This is a genomic window from Sorangium sp. KYC3313 (assembly GCF_052075895.1).
Classification (GTDB): domain Bacteria; phylum Myxococcota_A; class Polyangia; order Polyangiales; family Polyangiaceae; genus Sorangium; species Sorangium cellulosum_B.
Genome location: NZ_CP197255.1, coordinates 7,731,362 through 7,754,785, shown reverse-complemented (window position 1 = coordinate 7,754,785; position 23,424 = coordinate 7,731,362). Strand labels below are relative to the sequence as shown.

Below are 23,424 nucleotides of genomic sequence, written 5' to 3'. Positions count from 1 at the left end.
GCCAGGGCTTCCGCCGCGGGGCCGGGCCTGTGCTCCTTCGCTCCCCGCATCGTGGCGCACGGCTGAGCTGGGGTATGGTCGACCCATGCCCGCTTCCTCTCCGCCGTCCGCCCCAGCGGCCACCGCCCCGCCCGGAGGCGCCGCCGCGCCCACCGTGCTCGTGGTGGACGACGAGCGCAACATTCGCCGCACCCTCGCGCTGGTGCTGCAGGGCGAGGGCTACCAGGTCGCGGAGGCCCCGAGCGCCGAGGCGGCGCTGGAGCTGCTCGCGCACGGCGACAGCCCCGTCGACCTCGCCCTGGTCGACCTGCTCCTGCCCGGCATGAACGGCCTCGACCTCCTCCAGCGCGTGCGCCAGGACGACGCCACCCGCGAGCTCCCGGTGATCGTGATCAGCGGCCACGCGACCGTCAACGACGCGGTGAAGGCCATCAAGCTCGGCGCCAGCGACTTCTTCGAGAAGCCGCTGAACCGCGAGCGCGTCCTCGTGGGCGTGAAGAACGCGCTGCAGAACTCACGGCTCGCTCGAGAGGTCGAGGATCTCAAGGCGCAGGTGCAGGCGCGCTACGAGATGATCGGCCAGAGCGCGGCGATGCAGCGGCTGTTCAAGGAGATCGACCGCGTCGCGCCCACGAAGGCGAGCGTGCTCATCACGGGCGAGAGCGGCACGGGCAAGGAGCTCGTCAGCCGCGCCATCCACCGGCTGTCGCCGCGGGCGCGGGGCCCCTTCGTCCGGGTCAACTGCGCCGCGATCCCGCGCGAGCTCATCGAGAGCGAGCTCTTCGGCCACGAGCGCGGCGCGTTCACCGGGGCGAGCGGGCCGAAGCGGGGCTTCTTCGAGCAGGCCCACGGCGGCACGCTGTTCCTCGACGAGATCGGCGACATGGACCTCGCCGCCCAGGCCAAGGTGCTGCGCGCGCTGCAGTCGGGCGAGATCTGCCGCGTCGGCAGCGAGCACAGCCGGCACGTCGACGTCCGCGTGCTCGCCGCGACGAACAAGGACCTCTCGCGCGAGGTCGCCGCGCTGCGCTTCCGCGAGGATCTCTTCTTCCGCCTCGCCGTGTTCCCCATCAAGAGCCCGGCGCTGCGCGACCGCATGGAGGACCTGCGCGCGCTCGCCGACGCGTTCATGGCGGCGTTCTGCAACGAGAACGGCCTCAAGCAGAAGGCCATCGATCCGGTGGTCTACGCCGCGCTCGAGCGCCGGAGCTGGCCGGGCAACGTCCGCGAGCTCAAGAACGTGATCGAGCGCGCCGCGATCCTCTCGGGCGATGTCGTCACGATCGCCGATCTCCCGGAGGATCCGCACGAGAACCCGTTCGAGGACGACGCGCAGGGGGCCGCCGGCGACGGCGCGCCGGCGCCCCACGCCCCCGGCGCGGCCGAGCCGCCCGCGGGCGCGGCCCGCCACGAGCCGGGGCGCCCTCGCCTCACGCTCCGCGAGTTCCGCGATCGGTCCGAGCGCCGCTACATCGTCGAGGTGCTGGCCAGCCTCGACTGGAACATCTCGCGCGCGGCCGTTCTGCTCGGCGTCGAGCGCACGAACCTCCACAAGAAGATCCGCGCGTACGGCATCAAGCGAGGTGAGGCGCCGTAGCCACCAAGGCCGGCACGTCCCGCCTACGCGGCCCCCTCGAGCGCCCTGCGGACGGCGCGGAGCAGCGACTCGGCCGTGAAGGGCTTCCCCAGCACCGCGGCGCCCGGGCGGACGGCGAACGGGCCGTCGAGGGCGTCGCCCGTGTAGCCGGACATGAAGAGCACCTTCATGTCCGGCCTGAGCTTCACGAGGCGCGCGGCGAGCTCGCCGCCGGACATCTCGGGCATCAGCACGTCGGTGAGCAGGAGGTCGACGCGCCCGCGCTGCGCCTCGCAGACGCGCAGCGCCTCGCGCGGCCCGCGCGCCGTCAGCGTCGTGTAGCCGTTCTGCCCGAGGATCCGGCTCGCGAGCGTGACCACCGCGTCCTCGTCGTCGGTGACGAGCACCGTCCCTCCCTCGCCCGGGCGCGGCGCGGCGCGGCGCGGATGTCCCGCGCGCGCTCGCCGCGAGGACGCCCCGCGCGCGGCGAGCGGCAGGTAGATCTCGACGCGCGTGCCCTCCCCGGGCTGGGAGGCGAGCTCGATGTGGCCGTGCCACTGCTTGACGATCCCGTACACGGTGGCGAGCCCGAGGCCGGTCCCCTTCCCCCTCGGCTTCGTCGTGAAGAACGGCTCGAAGGCGCGCGTCCGCACGTCGTCGCACATCCCGCAGCCGGTGTCGCTCACGACGAGGCGCGCGTACCGGCCGGGCGGGACCGCCGGGTGCGCGTCGCGCAGGCTCCCCGCAGCGCCGACGCGGACCGCGCGCGTCTCGATCGACAGCCGGCCGCCGCCTTGCATCGCGTCGCGCGCGTTCAGCGCGAGGTTCATCACCACCTGCTCGAGCTGCCCCGCGTCCGCCAGCACCCGGCAGGCCGACGGGCCGAGCGCGATCGCCAGATCGATGCTGCCGCCGACGGCGGCGCGGAGCGCGCCGTCCATGCCGCGCACGACGTCCCGCAGATCCAGCACGACCGGCTGCGCGAGCCCCCGCCGGCTCACCGTGAGCAGCTGCCGCGTCAGCGACGCGGCCCGCTGCGCGGCGCGCTTGATCTCGGCGAGATCCTTCTGCACCGGGCTCTGCTCGTCGAGCTCCTCTATCACCAGGCTCGTGTAGTTCAGGATGATCGCGAGCAGGTTGTTGTAATCGTGGGCGATCCCGCCCGCGAGCCGCCCCACCGCTTCCATCTTCTGCGCCTGGCCGAGCCCTTCCGAGAGCTCGCGCCGGCGATCGTCGGTGCAGCGCGCGGAGGAGAGATCGACGATGGCCCCGACAACGAGCCGCTCGCCGCGCGCTTCCGCGACGGTCTCGGTCCTCATCACCCGGACCGCCGATCCATCGCGGCGGGTGAGGAAGCCCTCGACCACGCCGGCCGGCGGCGGTCTCGCGCCCGCCGCGCCCCCGCCGAGGTGGAGCTCGGCCGCCGCGAGCGCCTCCTCCCGCGAGCCATAGCCGAGCAGCCGGGCGAGCACGTCGTTGCAATCGACGAGCTGGCCGCCAGGCGCGGCGACGTAGAGCCCCGCCGGCGAGCAAGCCGCGAGCAGCGGGCTGGGTGCCACCGGTTCCCTCGACGATCGTCCGCTGCTCATCGACGCATGACCGTGGAGAAACGTTCCATCGGAGAGACATCTCCGACAACCGGAACTGAAGCGCGGACTCTCCGTCTTTGCAACGTCGTTCACACAGGCCGCGCCGCGAACGTCACCGCAGGGCGGCGCGGCGCGCCGCGCAGCGTGGACGGTGTCTCGTTCTCCCCTCCTCCCCTCCTCTCTTCTCCCCTTCTGCTCTTCGCTGTTCCCCTTCGCTATCCCCCTTCTCTATTGCATCGAACTGGCCTAGACCGCGCCGGGGCTCGAGCGAGCCCGCTGGAGCGCTCCATGTTCTTCCTCGACAGCTCGAACCCGGCCGAGATCAAGGAGCTCTTCTCCTGGGGAGTGCTCGCCGGCGTGACCACGAACCCGCTCATCCTCGCGCGCGACGCGGGTTGCGTCGATCTCGAGCGGCGCATCCGCGAGGTGCTCGCGGCGTCGGCGGGGCCCGTGTCGGTCGAGCTGACGAGCGAGGACGAGGCGGCGATGCTCGATGAGGCACGCGGCTATCACGCGTGGGCGCCCGAGCGGATCTGCGTCAAGGTGCCGTTCAGCGACGTCGGCCTCAAGGTGACGCACGCCCTCGCGAAGCGCGGCGTGCGCACCAACGTCACGTGCGTGATGAGCTTCAACCAGGCGTACCTCGCGGCGCTCGCCGGCGGCGCGTACGTCTCGATCTTCAGCGGGCGCATCCGCGACATGGGCTACGCCGCGACCCCGGTCATCGAGCGCACGCGCGCGAGGCTCGAGCGCGAGCGGCTGGGCGCCGAGATCATCGTCGGCTCGATCCGCCACCTCATGGACGTGAACGAGGCGCTCGACGCCGGCGCGCACATCGTGACCGTGCCTCCCGCGATCTTGCGGAAGATGCTCCACAACCCGAAGACCGAGGAGACGATCCGCGAATTCAACGCCGCCTGGGAGAAGCGTGCTAAGTAGCCGCGCGTGAACGCCGAGCCCGGCCACGCGCGAGGAGACGGGGAAGACTGGGAAGGCCGCGATGACCGCGGGCCGCGCGCTCTCGATCAGGGGGACGCACCCGGTCGGCGCGCGCCGCGCCGCGCCGCGCCGGACGTCTTCGCCGGGCGCAAGTACGCGGTCGAAGAGGTGAACCGGGCCCTCGTCGCCGTCGCCGGCCGGCCGCGGACGGTGCTCGACGTCGGCTGCGGGATCGGGCTCAACGGCGCCGCCGTCAAGCGCACGGGCGCGCGCGTGACCGGGATCGACATCGCGCGCGGCTCGCTCGCGCGCGCCGGCGCGGCGCTCGACGAGGTCCTCGCCGCCGACATCACGAGCGACGCCGCCGTGCGCGAGGCGCTCGGCGACCGGCGCTTCGACCTGCTCCTGTTCGCCGACGTCCTCGAGCACACCGCCGACCCGCTCGCCGCGCTCTGCCGCTTCCTGCCCCACCTCGAGGAGGACGGCCACGTCATCGTCTCGCTCCCCAACGTCGCGGCCTGGCCGGTGCGCCTCGGCCTCCTCGCCGGCCGGTTCGACTACGAGCCGAGCGGCATCCTGGACGACACGCACCTCCGCTTCTTCACCCGCGCGTCGGCGGTCCGGCTCATCGAGCGCGCCGGGCTCGAGGTGCTCCGCGTCGAGCAGAACCCGATGCTCGTCCGGGCCGCCAAGGGGCTCATCCTCCGCGGCCTCGGCGCGGGAGACGACCCCGGCGATCTCGCCAGCTCGCTCCCCTACAAGGCGTATCACGCGCTCGTCCGCCCGCTGGAGGACGTGGTCGCCGACCGCGCGCCCGGCCTCCTCGCGTTCCAGCACGTGATCGTCGCCAGGAAGCCGCCGCGCCCGCGCCGGATGCGGCTCACCGTCGGCATGCTGACCATGGATGAAGAGGAGAGCGTCGGCGCCATGATCGGCGAGATCAGGAAGGCGGCGCCCGACGCGGAGATCCTCTGCGTCGACAGCTCCACGCGGGACAGGACCCCCGAGATCGCGGCCGGCCTCGGGGCGCGCGTGCTCCGGCAGGTGCCGCCCCGCGGCCACGGGCCGGCCATGGAGCTCCTCATGTACAGCGCCGCCGCCCGGAGCGATCTGCTCATCTACCTCGATTGCGACTTCACCTATCCGGCCGAGAACATCCCCGTGCTCAGGCGCCTCATCGAGGAGGAGGGCGCCGACGTGGTGAACTGCGCGCGCACCCGCATGAGGCCGGCGGCCATGCCGGTCCCGAACTACATCGCCAACCGCGCCTTTGCCGCCATGACACACGCGATGCATGGTATCCCGACAACTGACGTCCACAGCGGAATGCGCGCCTACCGCTGCTCGGTGATTCGCGCGTTCGATTTCGACGGTGAGGGCGACGCGTTGCCCATCGACACGCTGCTCTTCCCTGCGAAGTGCGGCTATCGCGTGGTGGAGATGCCCATCGAGTACAACGAGCGCGTCGGCACCTCGAAGCTGCGCAAGCTGGCTGGCACGGTGTGGACCATGATTCGCCTGCTGCGCGCGCTCCCCGTCGGCGCCCGGCTCGGCGACCGCTACGAGCGCCGCTAGGCGTCACGCCGAGCTCTGCAGGGCGTCGCGCTCATCGGAGCGTGACGTGAATGTGGCGATAGCGACGCGGTGCGGCGTCACCTCGACCGCGTGGTCATCGCATTTCCGCCGCCTATACTCCGCACCTTGCAACACCAGAGGAGGCAAGAGATGCGGTTTTTGAAGGTTTTTTGCGTACTAGGTATGTCCGCGCTGATGGGCGCGGCGGCGGGGGCGGGGTGCGGGGGCGACGACGCCGGCGAGACGAGCTCGAGCTCGGCAGGGGGGACCGGCGGCGGGGCTCCTGGCGACTGTTCGCCGACGAACCCGGTCTGCACGGCTGTCGCTTCCGACTGCATTGCCGTCCACGACAATCAGGGCGCGACCAAGTTCGGTCTGCGGATGGCGCAGCTGACGATCACGAAGCCCGACGTGCTCGCGGTCGGCTTTATCGCCCGCCTCGTCGCCGAGGGCCTGACGATGAATCTGCCCGTGTGCAACTTGAATGGCACCGGGACCTTTTCCTGGTTGCTCGAGTTCGACACGGCGACCGGCAAGCTGCGCACCGGCGGCGCGATGCCCACGAGCGACCCGCGCGCGGGCTACTGCTTCGCCAACACGTCTGCAGGCGAGTTCGAGATCGCGCCGATGGAGCTCGACGCCCCGCTGACCGACGGCGCATGGAGCGGCGCGGCCGACATCCTGAACGTCCCGATCTTCCTGGACACGGGCGCGGGAGACGCGGCCGCCGAGCCGATCGTCCTGCCGATGCACCAGGTGCAGCTCACCGACGCGAAGGTGTCGGCGGACAACAACTGCATCGGACGGTACAACCGCGCGGGGCTCGATCCGATGGAGGCCTGCCTCCCCGGCCCGGAAGGCGATCCCCCTGCGTTCATCAACGGGGGCAAGCTCACCGCGTTCATCACGCTGGAAGAGGTCGATCGGGTGATCATCCCCGGGCTCGATCAGAGCCTTTGCGTCGTGCTCTCGGGCGATATCGGAGAGTACGGCACCGGTGAGATCCCCAATACGTGCAAGCGCGACGAGAGCGGCAAGATCGTGCTGAAGGGTGACTGGTGCAGCGCGACGAACTCGGCCGCGACGGACGACTGCGCCGACGCCTATGCGCTTGGCGGCGAGTATGCCGCGAGCGCGGTCAAGATTACCGGTCCCTGTCCGCAGTAGCGCTTGCGGGGGGCTCTCCGGGGAGCGTACGATCTGTCGCGGCGTCCTGAAGCCCGCGCCCAGCGGGCGTGGCGCTGCGGGTCGTGCTCCCCTGGAGGGTTCCTTATGCCCCGCCTCATCAAGCATTTCTCCGCCATCCTTGCTCTCCTCATCATCGCCGGATGCGCCGCTTCGGGCGGCGGGTGCGCCGGCTGTGGAATGACCCCCCTCCCCGCCGGCTTCAAGCCCGCGGATCGCATCGAGAACGCCGGCGCGGCGCGGCTCACGCAGTCGGGCGTCGAGTTCCTCGAGCAGAACCTGGGTGTCCTAGGGCGCGCGCTGCTCGGGGGTGGGGACGGCGGCGTGATCACGTTCTCCATCCCCAGGTCTTCCGGGACCGGCTACACGGTATGTCCCGGCGGCGCCGACCCGAACGCCAGCCCGCCCATGTGCACGGCGGAGATCGACGTGGGGAGTGCGGCGCTTCAGATCGAGCCGAGGACGCCGCATAACCTGCGCATCCGGGGACCTCTGCCCGTGCGCCTGCAGAACCTCCCGATCCTGGTCAACCTGCTCGTCACGGACAGCACGGTCATCGCGACCCTCAACGGCAACGACGCGTGCCCGCCCGACGACCAGACCTTCACGAACATCAACCTCGACGTCGAGCTCTCCGTCGAGATCGACGTCAATCCGCAGCACTCGCGGCAGGGCTACTCGCGCGTTAAGATCGTCCGGCTCGACATCGGCAAGGATCAGCTCGAGTCGAGGTTGCGGCTCAACTGCGGCGGCTCCATCGCCGGCGACATCCTCGATTTCCTGCGTCCCATCGTCCTCCCCCTCCTGACCGGCTCGCTCGCTGACACGCTGAAGGCCCAGCTCGACCAGCAGCTCTGTCTGAAGGCGGATCCGACGCAGGACCCGGCCTGCCCCGACGGCACGAACGACATCGGCGGCGTCTGCCGCTACGGCACGCACGCGAACGACGAGTGCGCCTCGATCCTGCTCGGCGTCGAGGGCCACATCGATCTCGGCCGGTTGCTCGCGAGCATCTCCCCCGGCACGCAGGGCGGGTTCGACCTCCTGCTCGCCGGCGGCGGCACGAGCGAACGGGACGACGGCTCCGATCTCGCGTGGGGCGACCTCAACCCGGTCGGCAACGGGCTCACCCTTGGCCTCTACGGCGGCGCCGAGCCGGTGCCGACATCGAAATGTGTGCCGCTGTCGAACATGGCGCTCCCGGCGGGCATCCCGATTCCCGATGAGCTCGTCGCCAACACCGTCTCCGACTGGCCAGCGGACCTTCCCGGCCCCCACGTCGGTCTCGCGATCTCCGAGCGCTTCGCGAATTACGCCATGAACGGTCTCTACAACAGCGGGTTGCTCTGTCTCGGGATCTCCACGGAGACGGTGCCTCTCCTCAACTCGGGCACGCTGGGGCTGCTGGCCCCCTCCGCAAAGGATCTCGCGCTGCAGCGCGAGTCGCAGCAGGTCGCGGTCGTCATCCGTCCGCAGGCGCCCCCTCGGCTCACCTTTGGCAATGGCACGAACGGAAGCGACGACCCGCTGATCCGCATCCAGCTGGACCGGGCGAGCTTCGATTTCTACGTCTGGTCGCTCGACAGGTTCATCCGGTTCATGACGGCGACGTTCGACGTGGATGTGCCCATGAACCTCTCGGTCACCCCCGAGGGGCTCACGCCGGTGATCGAGGCGCTCAGGGTCGAGAACGGCGAGGTGACGAACCACGGGCTGCTCCGGGAGAACCCCGAGAACATCGCGGAGGCGCTGGGCGGCCTCCTCAGCGGCCAGCTCGGGCAGCTGATCGGCGGCGGCATCCCGGCGATCGATCTCGACGGGGCGCTCTCGGCGCTCGGGCTCTCGCTGGTGATCCCGGAGTCGGCCGAGGGCGCGGGCTCCCCCGGCCTGCGGAAGCTCACGAAGGGGCAGGACAACTACCTCGGCATCTTCGCGGCCTTCGGAATGACGGCGCAGCAGCGCTCGCCGAGCAGCGACACGCAGGCCGAGCTGAGCCGCAAGGAGGTGCGCGCCGAGGGGCTCCGCCTGCCCACGATGACCCGCGACAACGGGCCGACGGCGCGGCTCGTCATGAGCTCGCCGCTCGACGACGGCACGCGGGCCGTCGAGTACTCGTACCGCATCGACAGCGGCGTGTGGCGCCCGTTCACGCGCGAGCGCATCGTCGACCTGCGCGACGACTGGCTGCGGCTCCCGGGGCGTCACGTGATCTCGGTGCGATCGCGGATCGCGGGCGCTCCCCTGTCGCTCGATCCCACGCCGGCGACCGTCGAGATGGTGGTCGACGTCGATCCGCCGGTCATCTCCGTCGGCGCCGCGGTGGACGGCCGGGCGCCGCTCGAGGTGCGCGATCGGGTCTCGGACGCCGCGCGCGCGAAGGTGCGCGTGCGGCTCGACGACGGCGCGTGGTCCCCGTGGTCGACGGCGGCGGAGACGACGTCGGTGGACGTCGGTGACGCCGTCGAGATCGAGGTCGAGGCCGTGGACGAGGAGGGGAACCTCGGCACGGCGCGGCAGGCGCTCCTCCGCGGCCGGGTCCCCGTCGACCCGTCGGCGGGCTGCGGCTGCGTCATGGCTGGCGGCGCCGGCGAGACGCCGTCGGGCGTCCGCTGGCTCGGCCTCGCCGTCGCGGCGGCGGCCTTGCGGCTCGCGCGGCGCGGCGACCGGGGCGCGTCGCCTCGGCGCCCCGCGCAGCGCGGCGCGCGGGGCGTGAAGGGCGCGCTGGCCGGGGTCGCCGTCATGGCGCTCCTCGGCTCGCACGCCGGATGCTCGTGCAGCGAGGAGCCGGAGGAGGTGGAGCCGGGGTGCGTCGCGCCCGACTGCATGACGCTGGAGCACGGCCTCATCGGCGCGTACACCTCGGTCGCGGTCGCCGCCGACAAGCGCACGGTCTGGGTCGCCGGCTACGCCGAGGCCGACTGGCGCAACGCGTTCGCGTGGGGCGACCTCGTGGTCGGCACGTGGGACGGCGAGGCGGTCGCGTGGGAGGCGATCGACGGGGTGCCCGCGGAGCCCGCGGTCGACCCGGCCCGGTTCGACGTGAGCGGGTTCCGCGGGGGCCAGACCGACCCCGGCGACGACGTCGGCCTCTGGACGTCGATCGCGGTGGGGCCGGACGGCGAGCCGGCGGTGGCCTACTACGACCGCACGAACCGCGCGCTCAAGTTCGCGCAGCGGCGGAGCGACACGTGGGCGGTGAGCTTCGTGCAGCAGGCGCCGAGCAGCGACATCGGCCGCTACGCGAAGCTGCTCTTCGTGAAGGGGTTGCCCGTCATCGCCTACCTCGCGATGGAGCCGGGCGAGGGCGGCGCGGTCACGTCGAGCGTCCGGATCGCGACCGGCGAGAGCGCCACGCCCGGGGAGGGCGCGTGGCGGTTCGAGGACGTGGCGAAGGACGAGGCGACGCCGTGCCGCGCGTTCCTCTGCGGCGCCGGGGCCAAATGCGTCCGGAGCACGGGGCGCTGCGCGACGCCGCTCGCGGCCGGCGACTGCGAGCCGGGGTGCGCCTCCGGGCAGGCGTGCATCGACGACGGCGGCTCGCCGGCGTGCGCCGCGACCTCCGACGGCAACCGGCTCGAGACGTACCCCGAGGCGATCGGCGACTACATCGCGATGGCGCCCGACAACGCGGGCGGGTTCGGCCTGGCGTTCTACGATCGCATCCACGGCGACGTGGTGATCGCGTCGAGGTCGACGGGTGCGTGGGAGACCCGCATCGTGGACGGCGCGGCGCCGGACGGGGCGGACACGGGCGACGTGGGCATGGGGACGTCGCTGTTCATCGATCGCGCCGGCGACTGGCACCTCGCCTACGCGGACGGCCGCTCGGAGGGGCTGCGGTACGCGCGGGTGAAGGGAGGCACGGAGGTCGAGCCCTCCGAGGTGGCGGACGACGGGCTCGGGATCGAGGGCGTCCCCTTCGAGGACGGGCAGCACCTCATCGGCGACGACGCGAACGTGTTCGTGACGGCGGCCGGGGAGGTGCGCATCAGCTACCAGGACGCGACGAGCGGGACCCTGCGGCTCGCGATCGGGACGAAGAGCGGCGACGGCCACAGCTGGCTCATCCAGGAGATCGAGCAGGAGGGGTTCGCGGGCGCCTTCTCGCGCATCGTGGAGGTGGACGGGCGGCTGCTCATCGCGAACTGGTGGCGCGTCGGCGGACAGGCCACGAAGGGAGACGTGGCGCTCGTCACCCCCTGAAGCGCGCGCCGGAGCGCGAGCGCCCGGGCCGTGAGACGACGGGATCGCCGCGTGCGGCGTCCCCCAGGAGCACTCGGCCGACGGTTCGCCGTTGAGCAGGCGATCCGCCGACTGGGTATGCTCCTGGGTCGACGCGGCCAGGGCGCGGGAGCGTCTTCTGCGAGGATCTGCAGGCAGAGCGAAGCGTCACAGGAAAGGCTTGGGACGATGAGAGCGACGGAACGAACGAGCAGCAACGCGGTGAGCAACGCATCCCCTGCGCCATCCGATGGCGCGCAGGACCAGGCCGGCGCGCCCGCGCGGCGGCGCATCGGCGTCCCGCTCTCTCTGTGGCTGCTCCCCGCCGCGTCGGCCATCGCGGCGCTGCACCTCGCCGGGTGCTGGCCGCTGTCCTACGCCGAGGACTGCAAGAAAGACTCCAGGTACTGCCCCCCCCCCGAAACGACGGGCGGCGGCGAAGGCCCTGGCCCCACGTGCGAACCGGACCCGACCCAGGATGCGAGCACGGTGGTGGACCGGTGCGCGGTGTTCGCGAGCGCGGGCGCGGCGTCCGGAGGAGACGGGACGAAGACCAGGCCGTACGCGTCGCTCTCGGAGGCGCTCGCGAACGCGAACGGCAAGCGGGTGCTGGCGTGCTCGAGCGGCGTGTTCGAGGAGAGTGTCACGGTCCGGGCGGCCGTCGAGGTGATCGGCGGCTTCGACTGCGACGCGGGCTGGACGTGGAGCCCGGCGGCGCGGAGCGCCATCGAGGGGCCCGGGAACAAGGTGGCGCTCACGCTGACGGAGGACGCGGGCGGGACACGGGTGCGGAGCTTCACGATCAGCGCGGCCAACGCGACGGCTCCGGGCGGCTCGTCGATCGGCGTGGCGGTCGCGGACATCGACGCGCAGCTCGAGCAGGTCGACGTGATCGCAGGGAACGGGGTGAACGGCGCGAGCGGCGAGACGCCGGAGGTCGTGCAGGATGGCGCGGACGCGCTGGAGGACGTCTCGAGCGCGTGCCTCGTGGCGGTCTACAGCGGCCAGCCCGGCGTAACGACGTGCGCGGATGGCGAGACGAGCGGCGGCGCCGGCGGCCTGGGTGGACAGCCCGCTGTGGATGAAGGGCGCGGGCAGACCGGTAGCGACGGCGCGCCTGGTGCGGCCTCCCCGCCCGCATCCGGCATCGGCGGCATCGGACACGGGCAGATGGGAGAGACGGGAGAGACGGTGGAGTGCAGGGACGGCGCGAGCGGCGCGAGGGGCGCCTCTGGCGGCGCTGGCACGGCTGGCAACGGCACCACGCTGACGCTGGCCGGCATCACCGGAGGTGACGGCGGCACAGGCGTCGGCGGGACGCGCGGTCAAGGCGGAGGCGGAGGCGGCGGCGCGAAAGCAGGGCGTTTCTGCATGTCCGGCGGGGGTAGCTACATCGACGGCGCGGGCGCCAGCGGCGGCGGCGGCGGGGCCGGCGGCTGCGGTGGAACGGGAGGCGGCGGTGGCAAGGCCGGCGGGTCGAGCATCGGGATCCTCAGCCTGGGGACCAAGCTGGCGCTGACCGATGTGACCATCGCCGTCGGCAAGGCGGGCCATGGAGGTGAGGGCGGAGGTGGAAGCCCCGGCGGCGAGGGCGGCATGGGGGGCAAGGGGGGGAGCCGCGTCTCCGGCTCCGGCTCGCTCGCGGGTTGCATGGGTGGCAAGGGCGGTGCGGGCGGCGATGGCGGCCCTGGCGGCGGCGGCCGGGGCGGGCACGCGGTGGGCATCGCCTACAAGCTCACGCCGAGCCCCGCGGCCGCCGAGGTGCCGTTCACTGGAGGCACGGCTGGCAACGGCGGTTCCGCCGGCCTCGGTGGCTCCCCCGGAAGCGACGGCGCGGCCGGGGTGAGCGGCGCCTGCTGGGATTTCGCCACGAACCAGGGCTGCCCGCAGCCGTGATCGGCGCCGCCGCGCCGTCAGGCGCTCAGCGACACCGCGCGGATCTCCGCCGTCGCCGGGCCGTTCACGCGCGCGCGCTCCGCGGCCACGAGATCGAGGAGCTCTTGCCGTGTCGCCTGCCCGCTGTCGAGCAGCGCGCGCATCGCGCCGTCGACGCAGCCCTTCACCCGCGCCAGGCGGGGAGCGCTCTCTCCGCCCTCCCGCGCGGTCAGCATGTCGTGCAGCATCCGCCTGAGCCCCGCCATCGCTTCGGTCTTCGAGCGCATCGCCATCACCTCGCCCGATCGGCCTAGCGAAGGCGGCGCGATCCGGCCAAGTTTCAGGCGCGCGGCAGCTTGCCCAGCGCGAGGTCCGCAGCGTCGCGCTCGATCCCCGCGAGCGCGACCCCTGCGCCCTTCCGTGGGACGAGCACCACGCGGCAGCGGCCGCGCGTCGCCGTCTCCATGTGCGACAGCCCGAAGTCGAGCGCCGCGCCGAAGGCGAAGACGAGCGCGCCCATGCCGAGCAGCTCCGGGGAGCCCGCGCGCGCGCCGTCGACGAGCAGCGACACGCCCAGGTACGTCCCCAGCCCCAGCGCGACGAGCCCCGCGTAGAGGGCGAGCCGCGGGTAGCGCACCTCGCGCGTCGCCCGGAGGAGCGCCTCGACCGGGATGTACGTCTCCCGCTCCTTCAGCGTCCGGCCGAACAGCTCGGTCCGGCTCCGGACGGTCACGCCCTTCGGGCCGACCTCGAGCGCGGCGGGCCGGCGGTACCGCAGAAGGAACCGCCCGGCGAGCCGGAGGACATGCATCACGAGCAGGATCCCCGTCGCCGCCAGCAGCACGAGCGCCACCGGCCCGCGCGGCGGCGGAGACAGCTCGCCCGCGAGCCGCGCCGTCGCCCCTCCGTCGCGCTCCGGCGCCCACCTCTCGTCCCCGGTGGCCCCGGCGCCCCCCTCCGCGGCCCCACTGGCGCCCGGCGCGCGGCTCGGCCGCCTGCCGGGGGAGAGCGCGTCGCGCAGCAGCGAGCGCACGATCGGATCGCGCACGTCGTCCACCAGCGCCGCGGCCTCGGCGCGCGCGTCGGGCGAGGCGCTCCCCCGCAGCGCCGCCGCGGCGATGATCGCGCCCGCCCGGCCGAGCTGCGGCAGCGCGCCCTGGTCGGCGCGCCGGACCAGCGCGGCGATCGACCGCCAGAGGCCCGCGGCGCGCTCGCCCAGCGCGGCGTCCAGCGCGGTGAGCGCGTCGACGGAGGTGTACGTCGCCAGCCAGACGAGCGCCTCGGCGACCCGGCCCTCCGCCTCCGGCCCGTCGGGCGGCGAGAGCGCGACCCCGCGCGCGAGCAGCGTGGCCAGGAGCACACGGGTCGCGCTCCCCGCGCCCTCGCTCGTGCCGCGCTCGAGCGCCCGGACCACGTTGCCGAACCGGGTCTCCGCGTCGGCGACCGACAGGCCCGCCCGGTCGACGAGCTCCGCGAGGCCGCCCTCCAGGGTCGTCCGCCGCTCGTCCGCTGCGGCAAAGGCCGCGGTGTGAACGACCCGCGCGAGGTCGTCGCCGCGGGGGTGTCCGGCAAGCTCATCGAGCACGGCGTACGGAGAGTGTTCGGGCGTCATCGGCGCGGGCTGGTCGGATTAACTGAACGCCGCCGCTTTGGCTAGTGTTCCGCGCGGCCCGGGCCGCGCTCCGCCCCGGCGCGGCCCCGTGGCCCCGGCGCGGCCCCGTGGCCCCGGCGCGGCCGCCTTCGCCCCCGCGCGGCCGCCTTCGCCCCGGCACGGCTGCCTTCGCCCCGGCGCAGGCGCTCTCGCCCCGCGCGCTACGGCTTCCGCGCGCCGCCCTGCTCCAGGAGCGCCTTCTCCACGAAGCCCATGATCAGCTTGAGCTGCCGGTTCGTGACGTGGAGCTTCGACCAGATGACCTTCCCGTCGGTGTTGAAGGCGATCTCATCCACCACATCGATCCTCGTGATCCCCAGGTCGATGGTCCGGATCGCGTTCAAGGTCTTCGTGAGCTCCTGCGCGTGAACCAGCGCATCTTCAGCGGATTCATCGCCCGCCGTGAGGGCGAGGTCCGCGCCCCCGTCCTTGGTCGGCGTGACGGTGAGGCGCATCCAGGCGAGGCTGCGCGGGACCGCCTGGACCCCGCGGAACGCGTTCGCGGGCGTGAGCATCGAGACGACGATGCCCGCCGCTGAAGATTTGTTGAATCCTTTCATGGACTTCAACTTGGATAGCTGATCTTCTTCAGCAGCGGGAAGGACCACGAGCAACCGCCGGTCCGGGACCATCGCGAAGATGCGCTTGCTGCGGTCCGCGGTGGCCCGGGCGGCGGGGATGGGGGCGTCCTCGATCCACGCGCCGTTCGACCGCTGCACGATGACGTCGACGGCCGCGCGCATGGTCTCCTCGGGCGCCCGGTAGTCCATGACGGCGACGACCTTGCTGGAGTCGCGGAGCTGCGGCCCGGCGATGAGGAGGTGGTCGATGTCCCGGATCGGGTCGACGGCGGTGTCGCTGAAGAAGGACTGCCACTGGGGGATGGTCGTCAGGATCCGGCCGAACCACGCGCCGAGCTCGTGGTTGCGGAGCCGGTCGCCGGCGATGAGCACCTGGACGTTCGGGTCCTTCGACGCGAGCTTGCCCGGCGCGCCCGCGGCGCTCAGCGGGGTCCGCAGGTTCGGGGGGTCGCCCTCGTTCTCCGTGCCCCCGTCGCCGGACGCGTCCGGTCCTGCGTCGCCCGGCGGCTTCCGGCGCGGCGCGGGTGTACCGCGCGCCCCCGCGTCCGGCGCCTCCGGCGAGGCGCTCGCCGACGCGGCGGGCGGCGTCGCGGGCGACGACGTCGCCGGCGCTGCGGCGCCCGCCCCGGAAGGCGCCCCCTCGCCGCCGCTCGCGGAGGGCGCCGCCGCGACCGCGCTGGGGTCGTCCGCGAGGAGATCGAGATCGATCGGCACGATCGTCTCGCCGGCGTCGTAGTCGGCCAGCTCGCCCCGGAGCGCGAACATCGCGTCGAGCCACGCGAACAGCGGGGTCGGGAGCAGGGGCAGGTGCAGGAGCGCCGCGACGACGGCCGCGGTGACGAGCGCCCGCCTGGAGGCGGCGCGGACGAGCGGGACGACCGCGGTGCCACGGCCCACGCGCTGGGCCTCCGTCGTGTTGTTCAAGCCACGCCCCGGGGTCCGTTCCGCCACGGCGGTACCCTAGCAGCAGCCGTCCGAACGGCATCCATGCCCCGGAGCGCGCCCGCGCCGCGCGCCGCGGCTTCGTGGCACGTCGTTCGCTCAAGCGATGGTCATGCGATGCCGCCTGCCCCGCCTTCCGCCGTCGTCGGCTCGAGGGGCGCGCGCTCCGCAGAGAAGTGGATCGACACGTGAGTGACCAGGTACTAAGACCGCCGAGCCGACCCGACCCTACGGGTCGATCATCAGACCGCGAGGATCGGGAAGACCGGTCCTCGCCCAACGCTGTGGATGCGATGAACCGCTCTCAGGCCCCCCGCCCCCGCGGGCAGAAGGACCCCGCACGATCGCACGGCAGCGGCAATGTCCGCACCGACGACCTGCGGAACCCGCAACCGGCGCCGGGAGCCGGACGCGCCGGCGGCGGCGGCGTCGCGCGCACCTCGCTCGTGTCCAGCGCGCTCGGGTTCATCGCCGCGGCGGCCTTCGCCGGCACCGCGGCGTGGGCGAGCGGCTGCCAGGGCGAGGCCCCCCCCGGCCCCTCCACCGAGGGCGGCTCGTTGCCCGAGCGGACGTCGTCCCTCCCCCGCCCCGCGCCCGCGTCCTCGGCGCGCGCCGCCGCGTCCGCCGAGGCGCCCAGGGAGGCCCCGACCGCCGCGCCCTCGGAGGCCCCGGAGCCGCCCGCGCCCGACAAGCCGTACACGGGGCCGCTGCTCGGCTCGATCATGCCGCAAGCGTCGGTCTATCCGACGATGGAGTTCTCCAAGCAGCGGCTCGGCTACATCCGGCTCGGCGGCAAGGTGCCGGTCGATCCGAAGCCGATCAAGGGCGGGAGCTGCGCCAAGGGCTGGTACCGCCTCCTCGACGGCGGCTACGTCTGCGGGAGGTCGGCCACGACGGACCTGTCGAACCCGCAGGTCCGCCTCGGCATCACGCCGCCGAACCTCGACGAGGTCCTCCCGTACAAGTACGCCTTCAACACGACCCACGGCACGCCGCTCTACCGCTCCGTCCCCTCGAAGGACGAGATGACGCGCTACGAGCCGTACCTCGAGTCCTCGAAGCGCAAGCGGAAGGAAGAGGAGAAGCGGCGCGCCGAGGCGCTGTACGAGGAGACCGAGAAGGAGGTCGCCGCGGCGGCTGCCGCTCGCGCCGCGGCGAGCGCCGAGGCCGCCGCGAGCTCCGCGCCGGTGGCCGCCGTCGCCGCGGATCCGGCTGCAGTCGAGGACAAGGCGGCGGCCGTCGCCGCGGCCGCGTCGCTCGGCATCGCGCCGGCGCCGGTCGAGGAGGAGCCCGAGAAGCCCTGGTGGGAGAACGTCGACGAGAAGGGCAGGCCGCTCAACGTCACGCTCGCCGATCTCGACAAGGACGCCGACTCGACGGTCGCGAAGCGGATGGTCAAGGGCTTCTTCGTCGCGGTCGACAAGACCTTCGGCTGGAACGGCCGCAGCTGGTACAAGACGACCGCGGGCCTCGTCGCGCCGAGCGACCGCATGTACATCATCAAGCCGCCGGCCTCGCAGGGCATCGACTTCCCCGAGGGCGCGAAGTCGGTCGGCTTCATCCTCGCGAAGTCGGCGAGCAAGTACCAGTTCGACGCCGAGAAGAAGTCCGTCTCCGTGGCCGGCTCGCTCGAGCGCTTCGCGGCGTTCGGCCTCACGGGCGAGAGCCACACCCACAGGTCGACGGTGTACCGGAAGACCACCGAGGGCTGGTGGATGAAGGGCGCCGACGGGACGTACACCGATCTCGGCGCCCCGCCGCCGGATCTCGCGCCGGGCGAGAAGTGGATCGACGTGAACCTGTCGCGCAAGACGCTGGTCGCGATCGAGGGCGACAAGCCCGTCTTCGCGGCGCTCGTCTCGCCGGGGCGGCGCTCGAAGGACAAGAAGAAGAACCACGCCACGCCCACGGGGGTGTTCCGCATCCGCGAGAAGCACATCGCGACCACGATGGATGGCGACGGCACGGTCGCGGGCGATCTGCCGTACAGCATCGAGGACGTGCCGTTCGTCGCGTACTACGACGGCTCGTACGCCCTCCACGGCGCCTTCTGGCACGGAAACTTCGGCCGGGAGATGAGCCACGGCTGCGTGAACCTCTCGCCGCTCGACGCGAAGAAGGTCTTCTTCTGGAGCGAGCCCAGGCTCCCGCGCGGCTGGCACGGGGTCTGGGCCACGCCGGAGAACCGCGGCACGCTCGTGTCCATCCACGAGTGAGCGGGCGGCGCGCGCGGCGCGCGCGGCCGCGCGACGAGGACGCAACAACACCGTGCGCTCCCCATGGAGCGGGCCGCGAGGGAGCGGCCGGAGCGGGCTCGCCGCGACGCGTGGTACGAGCGCGCGCCGGAGCCTCGCCTCGCCTGGACCGGCCCGGCGGACCTGGCCGTCTGCCGTCCTGCCTCCGCCAGTTGCTGGAAATCCGGGCGAGCCGTGCTCGGAACAGCTTGAATGGTTGCTTTGACAGGGCTCCCTCTTGACTCGGGGCTCCCCTTCGCACACTTGTGGAGCCGCCATGGACCAGTTCTCGGCGCACCTCGACCGCGGGTGGGATCTCGTCCAGCGCGGGGACACGCGCGGAGCAGAGGCGTCGGCCCGGCGGGCGCTCGAGCTAGATCCGAACTCGCCGGAGGCTCACAACCTGCTCGGCTTCGTCGCGGCCCTCGAGGGCGAGGGCGAGGAGGCGATCGAGGCGTACCGCCAGGCGATCGCCCTCGATGACACCTACCTGGAGGCGATGCTCAACGCCGCCGAGGTGTACATCCACCCGCTCGGCGATTTCGACCAGGCGATCGAGATGTGCGACCAGGCGCTCGATCTGGCCGAGGTCGACGAGGAGATCATCGACGCGCTCCTCCTGAAGTTCGACGCGCTCCTCGGCAAGGGGGATCTCGACGAGGCGGCCCAGGTCGCGGCGAGGATCCCCGAGGGCCCCTACGACAACCCGAACCACACCTTCCTCGTGGGCCGCGCGTTCTACGAGATCGGCCAGGCCGACAAGGCCGCCGCCCTCATCGAGGAGGCGGCGCTGAAGGACCCGCGGCACGCCGAGGCCCACTACTACCTCGGCCTCATCCGCGACGAGCGGGGCGATGTCCGCGGCGCGACGCAGGCCTTCCTGCGCTCCCGCGAGCTCGACGTCGAGCTCGGCATGCCCCCCTGGGCGCCGAGCCGCGACGGCTTCGTGACGCTGGCCCAGAAGACGGTCGCCGCGCTCAACCCCGTGCTCCGGCGCTACGTCGAGGGCGCGGAGCTCTACATCTCCGACGTGCCCGGGATGGAGCTCGTGGCCGAAGGCGTCGATCCCCGCGCGCTGGTCCTCCTGGACGGCCTCAACGCCGACGAGCGCGAGCGGGGCCTCCGCGGCAGCGCCGAGGTCCACCCGTGCGCGCGGGTCTTCGTCTACGCCCTCAACGTCGCCCGCCTCGCGGGCAGCGTCGAGGCGCTGGAGCGCGAGATCAACCTGGCGCTCGAGCGCGAGATCACCGCGACGTTCCTCGAAGCCGAGCAGAACGAGCGGACCGAGAAAGAGCTCAACTGATCGGGCGAGGCGCTCCGCGCCACGACCGCCGCGCCGCATGGGCGCGCGGGGCGGCGCTTACTTCCACTTGACGGCGATGATCTCGGTGCTGATGCCGGGTGACGAACGGATGATGACGGAGCTCATCAGCCGATGCACGGCGCCGAGCCCGACGCCGAGCCCCTGACCGGGCATCCTCGGCGTCAGCCGCGCAGAGCTCGACGAGGACGGGCCGCGATCGCTCTTCGGCCCGACGTCCTCGATCAGTGCCAGCTTCGGGTCCAGGCCTGGGCCGGAGTCGCGCACGATCACCTCGACGCCCCACCGACCGCCGCCCGCCTGCGTATCGTCGCGGATCGCGCGGATGCAGATGCTCCCGCCGCCGCCGTGGCGCACCGCGTTCGACACGAGCTCGGCGATCGCGATCGCGAGCTCGTGCTGGGCGCGCTCCGAGAGCCCAGCCCAGCGCGCGATGTGCGCGCCCTCGGCCGCGCAGGCGAAGCGATCCTCCTCGCGCGTGACGGGGATGCTGAACGCGGGCGGGGACCGCTGCGTCACGCCGCGCCCCTGTCGCGGACCACGGCGACGACGCACGTGGCGTCATCGAACGACTTCTTGTGGGCGTCGACGATCCGGCGCGCCATCTCCTCGGGATCGAAGTCGCGGAACGCGCCGAGATCGAAGCCGCTGGAGATCCCGTCGGAGTGGAGCAGGACGACATCGCCAGGCGATATGGGGAAGCGAAAGCTGCGGAGCCGCCGCACGCGCCGCCCGAGGATCCCCGCCGAGCAGAAGCTCGGCATGGCCGTCCGCGTGATCGCCTTCATCGCGATGTTGCCGACGCCCGAGAACTCTAGCTCGCCCACGCTCTCGTCGATGCGCAGGAGCGCAGCCGCGGCCCCGCGCGTCGACGCGAGCTGCTCCCCTGCCCCGGTCAAGAGATCCTCGATCGGCATCGACGCGTGGTCCTCCACGTAGCGGCAGAACGCGGAAGCCGCTTGCGCGGCGTGGGGACCGTGACCGAGCCCGTCGGCGAGGCCGATCAGCACCCACGGGGAATGTCGAACCACCACCACCTCGTCGCCGGCGATCTCCTCGCCGGCGGCGACGCAGCACGCGGTCCCGATGGCGACCGTCATCCGAGGTACTTCCTGACCGTCACGGTCGTCCCCGCGCCGGGCGCCGTCTTGACGTCGAACGCATCCATGAGCGCCTTCGTGCCGCGGAGGCCCGCGCCCATACCGTGACGCGAGCGGTACTTGCCGCTCAGGATCTCCGGCAGGTTCGTGATCCCAGGCCCGTTGTCCTGCGCGACGATCTCGATCGCGCGCATCGGCGAGGTGAGCGAGCGGACGACGACCTGCCCGCTGCCCGCGTACCTGACGATGTTGCGCCCGAGCTCGGAGATCGCCGTGACGATCTTCGTCTGCAGGACGTCGCTGACGAGGTGCTCGATGCAGAGCTCGCGGCCGGCCGACCGCGCGCGCAGCACGTCCTCCTCGTTGCGCACATCGATGGTGATCTCGCGCGGCGCGGGGGCAGCGTGGTCGAGCTCACCGAGCTCGGAGATGCACCGATCGAGCTGCGCCTGGTCGCGGACGAACAGCTTCACCCCGCGCTTGACCTCGACGAGGAGGCGCCGGAGATCACCCTCGCGCGCGACCAGCGGATCGACCTTCGCCTGCCGGATCCCGCAGTCGATGACGCTCTTCCTCACCGCAGGCGAGAGGAACTGCGCCAGCACCGTCTCGATCTGATCGGTGATCGAGCGGCCGACGATCTGCGGAGACGACGGCACGGGGCCGCGCGCCGACTGCGGCGTACCCGGCAAGCGCGTCGACACCGGTCCGCTGGACCGGCTCGACGGCGGCCCCGTGGCGCCGCCGCTGGAGGGCGGTCCGTCACGAGGAGGGATCTTCATGCGACACCTCGTTCGTGAGCTCCGGCGGCATCATGTCGTCCTCTGCGGACGGCGCGAGCATCTCGACGGCGCGCTCCAGGTTGAGCGCCGTCACCACGCCAGGGATCTCGAGATCCATCTCCACGAGCGCGATCGCGACCGCGGGCCGCAAGCCGCACACCGCCGTCCGGACGCCCATCAGCCGGGCCGTGAGCGCGATGTCACGGATGGCGCGGGTGAGATAGCTATCGAGAATCTCGACACCGGAGAGGTCGACGATGAGGCCGCGGGGCGATCGCGCTTCGATCGACCCGGTCACGTCGTCGCGCAGCTGCTCCACCTGGCCGTCGGTGAGCCCGCCCTGCACCGAGACGATTAAGTTCCCGAAGAGGCCCACGATGGGGACCCTACCCGCTTGCATCAAGTGGACGTCTCCTTCCTCGCGCTGAGCTGCAGCTGTGTCGTGGTCATTGCACCGCTGCCCGACGGATCGAAGGCGGCCCGAGGGCCGCCAGGTGTGAACGGCTGTCCTGTCTGCTTCTCGTTGTCTTTGGCCGCGCCGCGGCGGGTCCCCATGAGGGACGCGGGCGTCGGCTTCTGGCCGGCGAGCGCCATGCTCTCGCGCAGCGCGTGCTTGAGGTTGCGCGCGGCGCGCACGGTGCCGAGGTTGATGCCGAGCTCCACCATCGTCTGCGCGACGGCGGGCCTGACCCCGGTGATCCGACACCGCGCGCCGAGCAGCTCGACCGCCTTCATCAGCTTCATGAAATGGTCGGCCGTCCGCGTGTCGATCACCTCGACGCCCGTCACGTCGATGATGACGTAGCGCGACTGGCGGCGGACGATCTCGTCGAGCAGCCGCTCCATGATCTGGGCGCTCCTGCGCGAGTCGACGACGCCGATGATCGGCAGCGCGAGGACGTCGTCCCACAGCTCGAGGATGGGCGTCGAGATCTCGTCGATCGCGTAACGGAGCCGCTCGACGAGCTCGCTCTTGGCGCTCTCGCTCTCCACGAGGTCGCGGTTCTTCGCCTCGAGATCCTCGATGAGGCGCTTCTTCTCGGTCGCGTCGCGGAACACGGCGACGGCGCCGGAGATCGCCCCGTCCTTGCCCCGCATCGGGCTGGCGCTGACCGTCAGGAACAGGCCGGACACCGGGCTGGTCTCGATGCGCGGCTCGGAGAACACCGGCGGCACGCGGACCGACCGCGGCTCGACGTCGTCCCCCTGCGGCCCCGCGGTGGGCGCGAGGGTCGGCATCGCGCCGCCCGCCATGCCGTTGGATCGGCGGGCGGCCCGCGCTTCCTGCTCGGCGGACTTCCTCGCGAAGAGCTCGATCTGATCGACCGTCTCGCCGCGCAGCGCGCGCGACAGCGGGTGCTCGGACATCGGCCAGGGGGTCGCGCGATCGGGGAAGAACAGCGTGGCGTCGCCGGGCCCCACGTCGTCCGCCGAGGTGAGGTCGAGCGGCGCGCGGCCGAGCATGTGCTCCGCGGCCGGGTTGCGCATCAGGAGCTCGCCCCTGTCGTCAACGACGGCGACGCCGTCCGCCATGCTGTCGAGCACGAGCTTGAAGATGCCAGCCTGTCGCCGCAGCTCCTCGTCCGCTCGGGCCAGCTGCTCGCCGCGCTCGCGCGCCTCGCGCGTCGCAAGGTCGAGCTGCGCGGCCTGCTCCTTCGCCGCGCGCTCTTGCCCCTCGATCTGCTGCTCGAGCGTCGCGACGCGCTCCGTGAGCCTCGCAATCTCTTGCCGCAGAGCTTCTTCGCTCATCGCGAACTCCCCGTCGTAAGCCCGCGCGCGCCGTGCGTGGCGCCAGGCAGCGCGTCCCTCCGGTGCGCGGCGCGACGAATCCCCTTGCAGGATTGCTCCAGATG

At 72.4% G+C, this 23,424-nt stretch carries 17 protein-coding genes; 8 read left to right on the top strand and 9 right to left on the bottom strand.

Features of this window, described 5'->3' with window-relative positions; translation table 11 throughout:
- Nucleotides 1-85 precede the first annotated feature (85 nt).
- Complete coding sequence (locus tag ACSRUE_RS29920; protein ID WP_441286553.1) at nt 86-1,597, top strand: sigma-54-dependent transcriptional regulator; 1,512 nt, start codon at nt 86-88, stop codon at nt 1,595-1,597.
- Between the two features lie 23 nt (nt 1,598-1,620).
- Here the strand turns inward: ACSRUE_RS29920 and ACSRUE_RS29915 are convergent, their stop codons facing one another.
- Nucleotides 1,621-3,135: an ATP-binding protein gene (locus ACSRUE_RS29915; RefSeq protein ID WP_441286552.1), complete on the bottom strand. Its 1,515-nt coding sequence runs from the start codon at nt 3,133-3,135 to the stop codon at nt 1,621-1,623.
- A gap of 318 nt (nt 3,136-3,453) precedes the next feature.
- Here ACSRUE_RS29915 and ACSRUE_RS29910 point away from each other — a divergent pair, with 318 nt between their 5' ends.
- The 5 genes from ACSRUE_RS29910 to ACSRUE_RS29890 all read left to right on the top strand — a co-directional run bounded on the left by ACSRUE_RS29910 (nt 3,454) and on the right by ACSRUE_RS29890 (nt 12,981).
- The gene (locus tag ACSRUE_RS29910) at nt 3,454-4,104 is read left to right on the top strand and encodes a transaldolase family protein (protein WP_437747098.1); all 651 of its coding nucleotides are present in this window, start codon (nt 3,454-3,456) and stop codon (nt 4,102-4,104) included.
- A gap of 6 nt (nt 4,105-4,110) precedes the next feature.
- Nucleotides 4,111-5,679: a methyltransferase domain-containing protein gene (locus ACSRUE_RS29905; RefSeq protein ID WP_441286551.1), complete on the top strand. Its 1,569-nt coding sequence runs from the start codon at nt 4,111-4,113 to the stop codon at nt 5,677-5,679.
- A gap of 150 nt (nt 5,680-5,829) precedes the next feature.
- A complete protein-coding gene (locus tag ACSRUE_RS29900; RefSeq protein WP_441286550.1) occupies nt 5,830-6,846 on the top strand; it encodes a hypothetical protein in 1,017 nt (338 codons plus the stop codon).
- 105 nt (nt 6,847-6,951) lie between these two features.
- Nucleotides 6,952-11,067 (top strand): hypothetical protein, encoded by a 4,116-nt coding sequence (locus ACSRUE_RS29895; RefSeq protein WP_441286549.1) that lies wholly within the window; start codon nt 6,952-6,954, stop codon nt 11,065-11,067.
- Nucleotides 11,068-11,274: 207 nt separating this feature from the next.
- Nucleotides 11,275-12,981: a hypothetical protein gene (locus ACSRUE_RS29890; protein WP_441286548.1), complete on the top strand. Its 1,707-nt coding sequence runs from the start codon at nt 11,275-11,277 to the stop codon at nt 12,979-12,981.
- Between the two features lie 17 nt (nt 12,982-12,998).
- Here the strand turns inward: ACSRUE_RS29890 and ACSRUE_RS29885 are convergent, their stop codons facing one another.
- The 3 genes from ACSRUE_RS29885 to ACSRUE_RS29875 all read right to left on the bottom strand — a co-directional run bounded on the left by ACSRUE_RS29885 (nt 12,999) and on the right by ACSRUE_RS29875 (nt 16,143).
- On the bottom strand, nt 12,999-13,247 hold the full coding sequence (locus tag ACSRUE_RS29885; RefSeq protein WP_441286547.1) for a hypothetical protein: 249 nt from the start codon (nt 13,245-13,247) through the stop codon (nt 12,999-13,001).
- 53 nt (nt 13,248-13,300) lie between these two features.
- Nucleotides 13,301-14,572 (bottom strand): hypothetical protein, encoded by a 1,272-nt coding sequence (locus ACSRUE_RS29880; RefSeq protein WP_441286546.1) that lies wholly within the window; start codon nt 14,570-14,572, stop codon nt 13,301-13,303.
- Nucleotides 14,573-14,772: 200 nt separating this feature from the next.
- Nucleotides 14,773-16,143: a hypothetical protein gene (locus tag ACSRUE_RS29875; protein WP_441286545.1), complete on the bottom strand. Its 1,371-nt coding sequence runs from the start codon at nt 16,141-16,143 to the stop codon at nt 14,773-14,775.
- Nucleotides 16,144-16,427: 284 nt separating this feature from the next.
- Here ACSRUE_RS29875 and ACSRUE_RS29870 point away from each other — a divergent pair, with 284 nt between their 5' ends.
- Together ACSRUE_RS29870 and ACSRUE_RS29865 are read left to right on the top strand one after the other, a co-directional pair.
- On the top strand, nt 16,428-18,350 hold the full coding sequence (locus ACSRUE_RS29870) for a L,D-transpeptidase (RefSeq protein ID WP_441286544.1): 1,923 nt from the start codon (nt 16,428-16,430) through the stop codon (nt 18,348-18,350).
- 295 nt (nt 18,351-18,645) lie between these two features.
- Nucleotides 18,646-19,671, top strand: coding sequence for a tetratricopeptide repeat protein (locus ACSRUE_RS29865; RefSeq protein ID WP_437767642.1), 1,026 nt, complete (start codon nt 18,646-18,648; stop codon nt 19,669-19,671).
- Between the two features lie 57 nt (nt 19,672-19,728).
- Here ACSRUE_RS29865 and ACSRUE_RS29860 read toward each other — a convergent pair whose 3' ends face one another.
- The 5 genes from ACSRUE_RS29860 to ACSRUE_RS29840 are packed head-to-tail and all read right to left on the bottom strand — an operon-like array spanning nt 19,729 to nt 23,320.
- Nucleotides 19,729-20,208, bottom strand: a complete 480-nt coding sequence (locus ACSRUE_RS29860) for an ATP-binding protein (RefSeq protein ID WP_441286543.1) — start codon at nt 20,206-20,208, stop codon at nt 19,729-19,731.
- The gene (locus ACSRUE_RS29855) at nt 20,205-20,789 is read right to left on the bottom strand and encodes a SpoIIE family protein phosphatase (protein ID WP_437747109.1); all 585 of its coding nucleotides are present in this window, start codon (nt 20,787-20,789) and stop codon (nt 20,205-20,207) included. The genes ACSRUE_RS29860 and ACSRUE_RS29855 overlap by 4 nt, the downstream gene beginning before the upstream one ends.
- The gene (locus ACSRUE_RS29850; RefSeq protein ID WP_437747110.1) at nt 20,786-21,571 is read right to left on the bottom strand and encodes an anti-sigma regulatory factor; all 786 of its coding nucleotides are present in this window, start codon (nt 21,569-21,571) and stop codon (nt 20,786-20,788) included. The genes ACSRUE_RS29855 and ACSRUE_RS29850 overlap by 4 nt, the downstream gene beginning before the upstream one ends.
- On the bottom strand, nt 21,552-21,947 hold the full coding sequence (locus ACSRUE_RS29845) for an STAS domain-containing protein (RefSeq protein WP_157906757.1): 396 nt from the start codon (nt 21,945-21,947) through the stop codon (nt 21,552-21,554). The genes ACSRUE_RS29850 and ACSRUE_RS29845 overlap by 20 nt, the downstream gene beginning before the upstream one ends.
- A gap of 23 nt (nt 21,948-21,970) precedes the next feature.
- A complete protein-coding gene (locus tag ACSRUE_RS29840) occupies nt 21,971-23,320 on the bottom strand; it encodes an STAS domain-containing protein (protein ID WP_441286542.1) in 1,350 nt (449 codons plus the stop codon).
- Nucleotides 23,321-23,424: the final 104 nt, after the last annotated feature.